The organism is Mesorhizobium sp. WSM4983 (assembly GCF_029625765.1).
In the GTDB taxonomy this organism is placed as follows: domain Bacteria; phylum Pseudomonadota; class Alphaproteobacteria; order Rhizobiales; family Rhizobiaceae; genus Mesorhizobium.
In genome coordinates this window covers 196,182-208,610 of record NZ_JARTVM010000007.1, presented here as the reverse complement: position 1 = coordinate 208,610, position 12,429 = coordinate 196,182, and the positions used below count along the sequence as shown (strand labels likewise).

The window sequence follows — 12,429 nt, the reverse complement described above, 5'->3', positions numbered from 1 at the left end:
TCGTCAGGCGGCCTTGTTGACCTCGCCCTTCTGGTAAGGGTCGAAGCGCTGGTAGAAAGTCTCGCCCTTCTCGGCCATGTCGAGCAAAAGCTTGGGCGCCTTGAACTCGGCCCCGTATTTCTTCTGCAGGCCCTTGGCGATCTTGACGAAACGCTTGGCGCCGATGCCGTCGATGTAGGAGAGCGCGCCGCCGGTGAACGGCGCGAAGCCGAAGGCGAGGATCGAGCCGACGTCCGCCTCGCGCGGATCGGTGACGATGCCTTCCTCCATGACGCGCACCGCCTCCAGGGCGATGGTGACCAGCAGGCGCTCTTTGAGCTCCTCGTAGTCGACCTTCTCGGGCTTCAGCTGCGGATAGAGATCCTTGAGACCCGGCCACAGCTTCTTCTTCGCCGGCTTGGCAGGATAGTCGTAGAAGCCCTTGCCGTTCTTGCGGCCGAAGCGGCCATGCGTGTCGACCATGGTGTTGATCAGCGCCATCTGCTTCGGGTCGACGGCTTTCTCGCCTAGATCCTTGATGGTCTGCTTCATGATCTTCTGGGCAAGGTCGATCGCCGTCTCGTCGGTCAGCGCCAGCGGGCCGACCGGCATGCCGGCGGCCTTGGCGGCGTTCTCGATCATCGCCGCAGGGACGCCTTCGATAAGCATCTTGTAGGCTTCCGACATATAGCGCAGCACGCAGCGATTGACGTAGAAGCCGCGCGTGTCGTTAACGACGATCGGCGTCTTCTTAATGGCGCGTACGAAGTCGATCGCGACCGCGAGCGCCTTGTCGCCGGTCTTCTTGCCGAGGATGATCTCGACCAGCATCATCTTGTCGACGGGCGAGAAGAAGTGGATGCCGATGAAGTTTTTCGGCCGCGCCGAGTTCTTCGCCAGCGAGGTGATCGGAATGGTGGAAGTGTTCGAGGCAAAGATCGCCGAGGACTTCAGCGCCGCTTCCGCTTTCTCGGTGGCGAGCTTCTTCACGCCTGAATCCTCGAACACCGCCTCGACGACAAGGTCGCAGCCGGCAAGATCGGCATAGTCGGCCGTCGGCGTGATCAGCGACAGCAACCTGTCTTTCTCTTCGGGCTTGGCGCGGCCCTTCTTCACCTGGTCCGAAATCAGGCTGTCGGAATGCGCCTTGCCCTTCTCGGCCGACTCCATGTCGCGGTCGAGCAGCACGACCGGAATGCCCGCCCTGGCCGTGACATAGGCAATACCGGCGCCCATGAAGCCGGCGCCGAGTATGCCGATCTTCTTGAACTTGCTGTCCGGCACGCCGGTCGGGCGGCGCGCGCCCTTGTTCAGTTCCTGCAGCGACACGAAAAGCGAGCGGATCATCGCCGCCGCTTCTTTGGTCTGCATGATCTCGGTGAAGTAGCGCTGCTCGATCCGGAGCCCGGTGTCGAAGGGCACCAGCAGGCCCTCATAGACGCATTTCAGGATCGCGGCGGCCGCCGGATAGTTGCCAAAGGTCTCGCGGCGCAGGATGGCGATGGCCGGCGGCCAGAGATTGGCGCCGGCCGCCGAATAGATCGGACCGCCGGGCAGCTTGAAACCCTTTTCGTCCCATGGCGCCACCGGCTTCAGGCCGTTTTTGATCATCGCCTTGGCGGTCTCGACAAGCTTCTTCGGCTCGGCGATCTCGTGGATCAGGCCCATCGACTTCGCCTTTTGCGGCGTCAGATTCTGGCCGCTGGTCAGCATCTGCAGCGCCTGCTGCTGATCGGTCAGCCGCGGCACGCGCTGGGTGCCGCCGGCGCCCGGGAAGATGCCGATCTTCACCTCGGGAAGCGCCATCTTCACCTTGTCGGAATCGGCCGCGACGCGGCCGTGGCAGGCGAGCGACATCTCGAAGGCGCCGCCCATGCAGGTGCCGTTGATCGCCGACACCCACGGCTTGCCGCAGGTCTCGATCTTGCGGAACAGACCGGTCATGTAACCGGCATTGTCGAACAGCGCCTTGGTCGCCTTTTCGAGGTCCTTTTCCTTTTCGACGGCGAAGGTGGCGAGCATCTTCTGCAGCATGGTGATGTCGGCACCGCCGGAGAAGCTGTCCTTGCCGGAGGTGATGACCGCGCCTTTGATGGCGGCGTCGCCCGCCACACGATCGACGATGGCGTTGAGCTCGCGCATCGCCTCTTCGGTGAAGACGTTCATCGAGCGGCCCGGCATGTCCCAGGTGACCAGCGCGATCCCATCGGCGTCCATGTCGAGGGTGAAATTGGTGTAGCTCATCTTTTCTCTCCCCGTCAGACGCGTTCGATGATGGTGGCAGTGCCCATGCCGGCGCCGATGCAGAGCGTGACCAGCGCGGTGTTCAGGTCCCGGCGCTCCAGCTCGTCCAGCACCGTGCCGAAGATCATCGCGCCGGTGGCGCCGAGCGGATGGCCCATGGCGATCGCGCCGCCATTGACGTTGATCTGGTCATGCGGGATGTCGAAGGCCTGCATATAGCGCAGCACAACGGAAGCGAAGGCCTCGTTGAGCTCGAAGAGGTCGATGTCCGACAGCTTCATTTTGGCACGCTTCAAGAGCTTTTCGGTGACGTCGACCGGGCCGGTCAGCATCAGCACCGGCTCGGAACCGATATTGGCGAACGAGCGGATGCGCGCGCGGGGCTTCAGGCCCATGGCCTTGCCGGCCTTCTTGGAGCCGAGCAGTACAGCAGCGGCGCCGTCCACGATGCCGGACGAGTTGCCGGCATGGTGGACGTGGTTCACTTCCTCGACTTCCGGATGCTTCTGCACGGCCACCGCATCGAACCCGCCCATCTCGCCCGGCATGACGAAGGACGGATTGAGCGAGGCGAGCGACTGCATGTCGGTCGAAGGCCGCATGTGCTCGTCACGGTCGAGGATGGTGAGGCCGTTGTGGTCCTTGATCGGGACCACCGAATTCTTGAAGCGGCCGTCGTCCCACGCCTTGGCGGCGCGCTTCTGGCTCTCGACGGCGTAAGCGTCGACGTCGTCGCGGCTGAACCCGTATTTCGTCGCGATCAGGTCGGCCGAGATGCCCTGCGGCACGAACCAGCCGGGAAGGCCGACGGAGGGGTCCATGAACCAGGCGCCGCCGGACATGCCCATGCCGACACGCGACATGGATTCTACGCCCCCGGCAATGACGATCTCGTCCGCGCCTTGCGCGATCTTGGCGGCGCCGAAATTGATGGCATCGAGTCCGGAAGCGCAGAAGCGCGATATCTGCATGCCGGGCGCCCTGGTGTCGTAGCCGGCCTCGAAGGCGGCGGCGCGCGGAATGACCGAGCCCGCTTCGCCGACCGGATCGACGCAGCCGAAGATGATGTCGTCGACCGTGCCGGTGTCGAGCGCGTTGCGGTCACGCAGCGCCTCAAGCGTCTTTGCCGCGAGCCGCACCGCCGGCACCTCGTGCAGCGAGCCATCCTTCTTGCCTCTGCCGCGCGGCGTGCGCACGGCGTCATAGACGTAAGCTTCGGCCATTTTCGTGCTCCTTGGATTTGCCGGTCGCTGTGCTCAGAGAGAGCGCCCGATCAGCAATTTCATGATCTCGTTGGTGCCGCCGTAGATGCGCTGGACGCGGGCGTCGCGGAACATGCGGGCGATCGGATATTCGTTCATGTAGCCATAGCCGCCATGCAGTTGAAGGCATTCGTCGACGACTTTGCCCTGCAGGTCGGACAGCCAGTATTTGGCCATAGAGGCGGTGACCGGGTCGAGGCCGCCGTCGATGTGGCGGGCGACGCAGTCGTTGTAGAAGACGCGGCCGATCGTGGCCTCGGTCTTCAGCTCGGCCAGCTTGAACTGGGTGTTCTGGAAATCGATGATCGCCTTGCCGAAGGCCTTGCGCTCCTTGACGTAGTCGATGGTCAGCGCCAGCGCCCGCTCGATCATGGCGATCGCGCCGGTGCCGATCTGCAGCCGCTCCTGCGGCAATTGCTGCATCAGCTGGACGAAGCCCTTGCCTTCCTCATGGCCGAGCAGGTTGGAGGTCGGCACGCGCACGTCGTTGAAGAACAGCTCGGAGGTGTCGTTGGCCTTGAGCCCTATTTTGTCGAGGTTGCGACCGCGTTCGAAGCCCTCGACCTCGTCGGTCTCGACGACGATCAGCGAGGTGCCCTTGGCGCCCTTGTCCGGATCGGTCTTGGTGACGACGATGATCAGGTTGGCAAGCTGGCCGTTGGTGATGAAGGTTTTGGAGCCGTTGAGCTTGTAGTGATTGCCGTCCTTCTCGGCACGGGTCTTGACGCCCTGAAGGTCGGAGCCGGCGCCGGGCTCGGTCATGGCGATTGCGCCGATCAGCTCCCCGGTCGCCAGTTTCGGCAGCCATTTTTCTTTCTGCTCCTCGGAGCCGTAATGCAGGATGTATGGCGCGACGATCGAGTTGTGCAGGCCGATGCCGAAGCCGTCGACCCCGACGTGGCCGATAGCCTCGATGATGGCGCTCTCATGCGCGAAGGTGCCGCCGGAGCCGCCATATTTCTCTGGCATAGAGGCGCAGAGCAGGCCGGCGGCGCCCGCCTTCAGCCAGCTCTCGCGGTCGAAAATCTCGTTCTTCTCGAACTCTTCGTAGCGCGGCGCGATCTCCTCCGACATGAAGCGGCTCGCCATCTCGTAGAGCATGCCGACTTCGTCCGCCGCCCAGGCGGGCTTCGGCAGGCCAAGAACTTCGGCTGGATTTGTCATGCTGTTTCCTCCACTGCGCCGGCGTCCCCCTCCCCCTTGAGGGGAGGGTGGCCGCGAAGCGGCCGGGAGGGGTCGCCGATGAGGTGCTCGGCCTTGTCCTTAACAAACTGCGCCACATGCCATGCACTGTTAATGACATCAGGCTCATCAATCCTGACAACGACATACCCGAGTGACGGCAAATAGGCGTCGCGGTTCACATCATGACGTCTGCCAGCTTCGGTTTCGTGCAGGTCGCCGTCGACCTCGACGATCAGTTTGACCTTCGGGCAGACGAAATCGACAATGTACGGGCCTATCGGCGATTGCCGCCTGAACTTCAGGCCATCAGCCGTCAGCTCGCGCAATTCGTACCACAGCAAGGATTCGGCCTTCGTCGTGTGCAGACGAAGCGAGCGCGCTTTCTGTCGCATCTCGAAACTGACCCGCGTGCGGGGCATTGCGTTAGTCCTTCTCCCAGGGTGCGTCGCCAGAATTGGCGTCGAGTTCGTCGCGGGCGACCCCTCCCGGCCCTTCGGGCCACCCTCCCCTCAAGGGGGAGGGGGACGCCGAGCATTTCTAGAACGCTTCCGCCGGCAGCGCCATTAGCGTATCCGCGCCACTGGAAATGCGGGCGAGGCGCGTCGCGGTCTCCGGCATGATCCGCTCCATGAAGAAGCGCGCCGTGACCAGCTTGTTGTCGTAGAACGACGAGGCCCCATTGGCACCTTCGGCGAGCTTCGTTTGGGCGGCCTTGGCCATCTGGCCCCACATGTAGCCCAACGCGACAAGCCCGAAGAGATGCATGTAATCGGTCGAGGCGGCGCCCGCATTGTCGGGCTTGGCCATGGCATTCTGCACCAGCCACATGGTCGCGGCCTGCAGGTCGTTGAGGCCCTTCTTCAGCGCCTTGGTGAAGGGCGCCATTTTGTCGTCCGCGCGGTTTTCCTCGCAGAATTCGCCGACCTCCTTGAAGAAGGCCTGCACGGCGCGGCCGCCATTCTGCGCCAGCTTGCGGCCGACCAGATCAAGCGCCTGAATGCCATTGGCGCCTTCATAGATCATGGCGATGCGGGCATCGCGGACGAACTGGCTCATGCCGTGTTCTTCGATGTAGCCGTGGCCGCCGAACACCTGCTGCGCCATCACGGCGTGATCGAAGCCCTTGTCAGTCAGCACGCCCTTGACCACCGGCGTCAGCAGACCGGTGTAGTCGTCGGCCGACTGGCGGTCCCTGTCGTCACCGGAGCGGTGCGCGACGTCCGACTTGATCGCCGTCCACAGGGCCAGCGCGCGGCCGCCCTCGTTGAACGCCTTCATGGTCATCAGCGAGCGGCGGATATCGGGATGGACGATGATCGGGTCGGCCTTCTTGTCCGCTGCCTTGATGCCCGACAGCGACCGCCCCTGGAGGCGGTCCTTGGCGTAAGCCACCGCGTTCTGATAGGCGATCTCCGAGACCGAGAGCCCTTGCAGACCAACGCCCAGGCGGGCCTCGTTCATCATCGTGAACATGGCCTTCAGGCCACCGTTCAACTCGCCGAGCAAAGTGCCTTCGGCCTCGTCATAGTTCATGACGCAGGTCGAGTTGCCGTGGATGCCCATCTTCTCCTCGATCGAGCCGCAGGAGAGCGCGTTGCGCGCGCTGACATTGCCCGAGTCGTCGAGCTTGAACTTCGGCACGATGAACAGCGAGATGCCTTTGACGCCTTCCGGCGCCCCTTCGACGCGGGCCAGCACCAGATGGACGATGTTGTCGGCCATGTCGTGCTCGCCGGCGGAGATGAATATCTTCTGGCCGGAAATCCTGTAGGTGCCGTCGCCATTGGGCACCGCCTTGGTGCGCAGCAGGCCGAGATCGGTGCCGCAATGCGGCTCGGTGAGATTCATGGTGCCGGTCCAGGCGCCCTCGATCAGCCTGGGCAACCAGATGGCCTTCTGCTCGTCCGTGCCATGGGTGACAATGGCCGCGATCGCGCCCTGCGTGAGGCCGGGATACATCATCAGCGCCATATTGGCGGACACCATGTATTCGGAGACCGCGGTGTGGACCGTATAGGGCAGACCCTGGCCGCCGAACTCGGCGGGTGCCGCTAGGCCCATCCAGCCGCCCTCGCGATACTGGTTGAAAGCGTCCTTGAAGCCCTTGGGCGTGGTCACCGTACCGTCGTCATGGCGCACGCAGCCTTCCATGTCGCCGACCCGGTTCAGCGGATGCATGACGTTTTCGGCGAGCTTGGCGCCTTCGGCAAGGATCGCCTCGACGACGTCCGGAGTGGCGTCCGAGAAGCCCGGAAGATTAGAATAGCGCTGGTAGCCGAGCACGTCGTTGAGCACGAACAGCGTGTCCTGGACGGGCGCCCTGTAGATCGTCATGCCTTCCTCCACCCTTGCGGTCCCGGCCGGCCAGCAAGTTTCCGATCCGGATGTGGATGGGAGGCCGAGCCAATGTCGATGCCCCCGATAGCAAATATTGACGTTTGCGTAAACGTCAACTTCGTCGCAGCCCGAAATTTTTGATTAGCGCTCGCTCCAAGGCAACAAAAAAGCCGCGCGGCTGCAGCCACGCGGCTTTCTCTATCCTAGGCTATGCCGTTAGCGTGAGATCAGCCGGCGGCGCTTGCCTGCGGCGCGGCCCGCTCGGTCAGCATCTGGCGAACGATCGCCATCGAATTGCTCAAGTCGCTGATAGCCTCATCGATCAGCGCGCGCTGCTTCTGCAACCGGGCAAGCTGCTTCTCGGACTTGTCGAGCGCCAGCCGCAACTGCTTGGTGTTGGATCCGGTCGGATCGTAAAGATCCATCATCTGCTTGACGTCCCGCAGCGAGAACCCGACCTTGCGGCCGAGCAGGATCAGCTTCAGCCGGGCCTTGTCGCGGCGCGTGTAGAGACGGGTCGAGCCGTCGCGCTTCGGATTGAGCAGGCCCTTGTCCTCGTAGAATCGCAGCGTGCGCAAGGTCACGCCGTACTTCTTGGCCATCTCGCCGATACGGACGAATTCTTCGTCGGTCTCGACCGATATGTGATTGCTATTGGCCGCGGCTTCGCCGGGCGAAACAAGTTTCATGGTCACTGGCTTTCCCCTGATGGCGTCGCGGTCACGGACCAAACGTCGCCTGAGTGGAAGCGGGGGCGTGCTTCCAATCGTGGTTTCGACAATTCAATCGCAAGAGGCACGGCTTCGCACCTTTTACGTTTACGTCAATTCTATACCGACAGCCGGCACCTGACGCAAGGGCGTTGTCGGAAACCCTCCTTTATGCCGCACTCGGATGCCATTGGGGCGGGCGGGTCAGGATTATGCGCCACTTCTTAAGCTTGGTTAACGCCTTGTTTACCACGTTGGGCGAAATGTGCGCATGTCGGTCACCCGTGTTTATCCTGTAGCGAATTTTTCACGGTTTTCGAAGCGTGGGTGAGAAACCCGGGAAGCCCGTCTTCCTCCGCAGCAAAACCGCGCGGACGCCTTCGTTCCCGGCAGACTCTGGGAAACCGGTCTCAGCCGGTCATTCTGAACACGGGCGCATCGATGAACAGCAAGCGGTCCTATCTCGATACACTCAACGCCGGTAGGCAGCGCCGGTCGCAGACCTCGCTGGAGGATCTGAGCCGCTCGCTCGAAACGCTGGAGCAGCGGCTGGAGCGGACGCGCAGCGACACGCCCGAGCGCCCCGATCCGCGGCGGCCGGCCCCCGAGCCGCGCTATGCGGCCGCGCAACCTTATGGTTCGCCCCGCTGGTACGAGGAACCCTACACCACGCAGAGGGACCAAAATCGCGGACCGCAAAACCGCGGGCCGCAGAACCCGGCGGCCGCAGCTTCCGACTTCGGTTCCAATTATCAGGCCATTGCCCGCGACATCGACCGGGTGCGCGGACAGGAAGATGGCGTCGCGATGGTTGGCAAGATCGCCGTCGAATTGCGCGGACTGCGCGAGGAGTTGCGCCATCAGATGACCGCCGGCCTGCAGCGCGAATTCGACGCGCTGCGTCAGGATATCGATCGCGCCATGCAGGCGGCGAGCCAGCATGGTGCCCCCGCCGACAAGAACAGCGCCGAGCTCGGCCTCGAGTTCGAACGGCTTTCCGGCGCCATCCACACGCTTGCCGAAAAAAGCGACGATCGCAGCGTCAACCTGCTGCGGCTGGAGTTGGAGCAGGTCAAGGCGGCGCTCGACACGCTGGCGCGCGAGGAAAGCGTGCGGGCCATCGACCGAAGCGTGCAGGCCGTCGACCGCCGCTGGGACGATTTCGATCGCCGCTGGAGCGCCTTCGAGGATCGCGTCGACGCCGACCAGCGCCAGCGCGCCGAGGGTCCCAACCTTTCGGCGCTGACCGACCGCCTCGAACAGATCAGCAGCGCGGTCAACAACCTGCCGCAATCGCTGTCGCTCGCCTCGCTGGAGGAAAAGGTGCGCACCCTCGCCGGAGCGGTCGACCGTTTCGCCAGCCAGCAAACGATGCGCGGCGGCGAGACGCTTGCCATGATCGACGAGCGGCTGGACGAGATCTCGCGCGCCATCGTCGCCTCGACGGTGGCCGCGCAGGCCAATGCCTTCGATCCGGAAACCTTCGGGCGAATCGAGAAACGGATCGCCTCGCTGGCGGAGCAGATCGAGGAGGTCGCGCAGTTACGTCCCGGCGCCGAGGTCATCGACCGCCTCAACCTTCTGTCCGGCCGTGTGGACGAACTCGCTGGGCGCGCCCATCTGCCGGAGCAGGCGATGGAGCGTCTCGGCAAGCAGATTGCTTTGATCACCGACAAGATAGATCGCGCGCCGGCGATGCCCGACGCTGACCACATCTTCCAGGGCCTGGAGCAGCGTTTCGACGCGCTGTCCACGCTGCTCGAGCGCCGCCAGGGTGATGCCATCGAGCAGAGCAACCTGCTGTTCCGCGAACTCGAGCGGCGGCTGGACGAAGTCGCCGACAGGCTCGACCAGCGCATGCGGCAGGACGACGGCGCTGGCATCATGGAGGCGATCGACGCCCGCTTCACCGCGCTTGCCAAGCGCATCGAGACGCGCGCGCCCGATCCCGCCAACGAGATGGCGATCCGTGGCCTGGAAAGCCGGCTCGAGGACATCTCCAGCCGGCTGGAATCCTCCGCCGCGCAGGTCGCCGGCATTGATCCGGCACTGATCCGCAGCCTTGAGTCGCAGGTGACCGCCCTTTCGGCGCATCTTTCGAAGCCGAGCGCACCGCTTCCCGATTTCGAGGACATCAGCCCTCGCCTCGACGAGATCGAGAAGTCGCTGGCCGGCGCGCGCGATTCCATCCTCACCGTCGCGCGCGAGGCTGCGGAGAACGCCGTGCGGTCGCTGGGCGAATCGAGTTCCGGCACGGCTGCTTCCAACGCAGCCGCCATGAGCGGGCTCGCGCAGGACCTGAAGACGCTCGAAGCGCTCACCCGCCGTTCCGACGAGCGCAATTCGCGCACGTTCGAGGCGATCCACGACACGCTGCTCAAGATCGTCGACCGGCTCGGCTCGCTGGAGGCCGAAGGTCCCAGTGAAGCGGTCAGCGAACTGATCGACCCGCAGCCGGGCGGCAAGCGGGCCGCCCGCACCGGCAAGATCGCCGTCCAGGACGCGCCGTCGATGGATATCGACCAGCCGCTGCCACTGACCGGAGACATCGCCGATCTCGATGCGCGCGCCGCCTCCATCCTGCGCCACGATCCGGTTTCGCGAAACGAGCCGGCTGCACCGGGCGAACCTGTTACGCGTAGCGAACCTGTTACGCGTGGCGAATCTGTTACGCGTGGCGAACCTGTAATGCGCGGCGAAGCTGCTGCTCGCACGCCCGCCGAGGCCGCGGCCGCCGCCGCAATGGCTGCGCTCGGATCGGACGAAATTGGCGCGAAGGCTGAGACCACCGGCCGCAAGAAGTCGATGTTCAGCGGACTGGCGCGCGCCTTCAAGGGCAAGAAGAACGAGGACACGCCGCCGCTTGCCGGCTCGGCACCGGCCGGCGACGTTCCGACCGTCGACATCGACGAACCGCTCGATCCCAGAGCCGCCAACCGGCCGCTCGAACCTGGTTCCGGCGCGCCGGACCTCAACGCCATCATGAAGCGCGTGCGCGACGAGCGCGGCGGTCAGCCCGCCAAGCGCAGCGAGACAGATGCCGCCAAATCCGATTTCATCGCGGCCGCCCGCCGCGCGGCGCAGGCCGCCGCCGCGGAAGCCGACGCGCTGAAGCGGCAGTCGACGATGACCGGCCCGGTGAAGGCGCTCAGAATCGGCGATCTGCTCAAGGCGCGGCGCAAGCCGATCCTGATGGCGGCGGCCGCGATCATGATGGCGCTGGCCGGCCTGCAGCTCGGCAAGGCCTTCTTCTCCGACCCCGCGCCGGTCGCCAGCAACGACGTCGCGCCGATGGTCTCCACCCAATCGGTCGAAACCGCCTCGCTCGATGTCAGCACACCCAACCCCGACACGGGCACTGCGAAGCCCGAGAGCGCGCCGGCGCGTGCCGTCAGGCAGGCCGAGCCGTCGAAGGACGATCCAACGCCACAGGCCGCCTTTCAGCCATCCGGACCCGAAATACCCGCGGCGCCAGCCGAACCGGCGCCTGCTCCGGCGACTCCGTCAGCGCCAGCCCGGCCCGCGCCGATGGCTTCGGCGACACCGTCGGAGCCAGTCTCTCCGGCTGCGAACGGGCCTGCCATGGACACGGACGGCGACGCGCAGCCCACCATCGGCCCGCCGCCGGCGAGCACAGCAGTGCCCGGTGCCGCCGCAGCCGGCGCTTCCTCGGCCGGCACGCCGGCAAGCACGTCCGCCGACACCACGGGCACCGTCCCGCCGGGCGGCGGCCAGACGGCAAGTTCGGCCGCCAAGATCGATGTCCCGGCCGATATCGGTCCGGTGGCGCTGCACGACGCGGCCGCAGGCGGTGACGCCAAGGCGCTGTTTGAGATCGGCTCGCGCTACGCGGAATCGCGCGGCGTCAAGGAAGACATGGCGGCGGCCGCCAAATGGTATGAGAAATCCGCCGAACTGGGCTTCGCACCGGCCGAATACCGCATCGGCAATTTTTACGAGAAGGGCATCGGCGTCGCGCGGGACATCAAGAAAGCCAAGACCTATTACCAACTCGCGGCGGAACAGGGCAACGCCAGCGCCATGCACAATCTGGCGGTTCTGTTCGCCATGGCGGCGGACGGCGTGACCGACAATGAGTCGGCGGCGCACTGGTTCCAGGAGGCGGCCGACCTCGGCGTCAAGGACAGCCAGTTCAATCTCGGCATCCTTTCGGCCAAGGGCGTCGGCATGAAGCAGAACCTGGAGGAATCCTACAAATGGTTCGCTCTCGTCGCCAAGACCGGCGACAAGGACGCTGCGGCCAAACGCGACGAGATCGCCAATGCGCTCAGGCCCGAGCAGCTCGAGCGGGCGCGCGCCGCCACGGACCTGTGGAAGGCAAAGCCGCTCAACGCAGCCACCAACTCGGCCGACATTCCGGAATCCTGGCAGGACAGCACGCCGCAGACCACCGCCGGCATCGACATGAAGAAGGCGGTGAAGAACATCCAGCTGATCCTCAACAAGAACGGCTATGATGCCGGCGGCGCCGACGGCGTGATGGGCGACAAGACCAAGAACGCGATCATGGCCTTTCAGACCGACAACAAGATGAAGCCGACCGGCGAGATCGACGCGCCACTCGTCAAGGCGCTGCTTGCGCACAAATAACGGCAGGCGCGTCGCTTCCGCGACGGCTTGCCACAGATTTGCCTGTTAACTGATTGAGACGGTTTTCGTTTCGGCGCGGCGCCGGGGTTTGACCCCAGCGC

7 protein-coding genes are annotated in these 12,429 nt (G+C 64.6%); 1 reads left to right on the top strand and 6 read right to left on the bottom strand.

The window, feature by feature from the left end:
* Nucleotides 1-3: 3 nt before the first annotated feature.
* From P9254_RS20155 to P9254_RS20130, 6 genes are all read right to left on the bottom strand, one after another.
* Complete coding sequence (locus tag P9254_RS20155) at nt 4-2,223, bottom strand: 3-hydroxyacyl-CoA dehydrogenase NAD-binding domain-containing protein (protein ID WP_278055672.1); 2,220 nt, start codon at nt 2,221-2,223, stop codon at nt 4-6.
* 14 nt (nt 2,224-2,237) lie between these two features.
* Nucleotides 2,238-3,446: an acetyl-CoA C-acetyltransferase gene (locus tag P9254_RS20150; RefSeq protein ID WP_278055674.1), complete on the bottom strand. Its 1,209-nt coding sequence runs from the start codon at nt 3,444-3,446 to the stop codon at nt 2,238-2,240.
* A gap of 33 nt (nt 3,447-3,479) precedes the next feature.
* Entirely contained in the window at nt 3,480-4,649 is a 1,170-nt protein-coding gene (locus tag P9254_RS20145) for an acyl-CoA dehydrogenase family protein (RefSeq protein WP_127243395.1), read from the bottom strand.
* Complete coding sequence (locus tag P9254_RS20140; protein ID WP_278055677.1) at nt 4,646-5,089, bottom strand: endonuclease domain-containing protein; 444 nt, start codon at nt 5,087-5,089, stop codon at nt 4,646-4,648. The genes P9254_RS20145 and P9254_RS20140 overlap by 4 nt, the downstream gene beginning before the upstream one ends.
* Before the next feature lie 118 nt (nt 5,090-5,207).
* Nucleotides 5,208-7,004, bottom strand: a complete 1,797-nt coding sequence (locus P9254_RS20135) for an acyl-CoA dehydrogenase (RefSeq protein ID WP_278055679.1) — start codon at nt 7,002-7,004, stop codon at nt 5,208-5,210.
* 230 nt (nt 7,005-7,234) lie between these two features.
* Nucleotides 7,235-7,696 carry a MerR family transcriptional regulator gene (locus P9254_RS20130; protein ID WP_082953808.1) on the bottom strand — a complete coding sequence of 154 codons (462 nt, stop codon included), beginning with the start codon at nt 7,694-7,696 and terminating at the stop codon, nt 7,235-7,237.
* 462 nt (nt 7,697-8,158) lie between these two features.
* On the opposite strand from P9254_RS20130, the gene P9254_RS20125 reads away from it, so the two are divergent.
* Nucleotides 8,159-12,328 carry a peptidoglycan-binding protein gene (locus P9254_RS20125; RefSeq protein ID WP_278103896.1) on the top strand — a complete coding sequence of 1,390 codons (4,170 nt, stop codon included), beginning with the start codon at nt 8,159-8,161 and terminating at the stop codon, nt 12,326-12,328.
* Nucleotides 12,329-12,429 lie beyond the last annotated feature (101 nt).

What these genes read in the sequence shown, in the direction of transcription:
- P9254_RS20140 (WP_278055677.1), bottom strand. Translation starts at nt 5,089, where the DNA reads ATGCCCCGCACGCGGGTCAGTTTCGAGATGCGACAGAAAGCGCGCTCG.
- P9254_RS20155 (WP_278055672.1), bottom strand. Translation starts at nt 2,223, where the DNA reads ATGAGCTACACCAATTTCACCCTCGACATGGACGCCGATGGGATCGCG.
- P9254_RS20145 (WP_127243395.1), bottom strand. Translation starts at nt 4,649, where the DNA reads ATGACAAATCCAGCCGAAGTTCTTGGCCTGCCGAAGCCCGCCTGGGCG.
- P9254_RS20135 (WP_278055679.1), bottom strand. Translation starts at nt 7,004, where the DNA reads ATGACGATCTACAGGGCGCCCGTCCAGGACACGCTGTTCGTGCTCAAC.
- P9254_RS20130 (WP_082953808.1), bottom strand. Translation starts at nt 7,696, where the DNA reads ATGAAACTTGTTTCGCCCGGCGAAGCCGCGGCCAATAGCAATCACATA.
- P9254_RS20150 (WP_278055674.1), bottom strand. Translation starts at nt 3,446, where the DNA reads ATGGCCGAAGCTTACGTCTATGACGCCGTGCGCACGCCGCGCGGCAGA.
- P9254_RS20125 (WP_278103896.1), top strand. Translation starts at nt 8,159, where the DNA reads ATGAACAGCAAGCGGTCCTATCTCGATACACTCAACGCCGGTAGGCAG.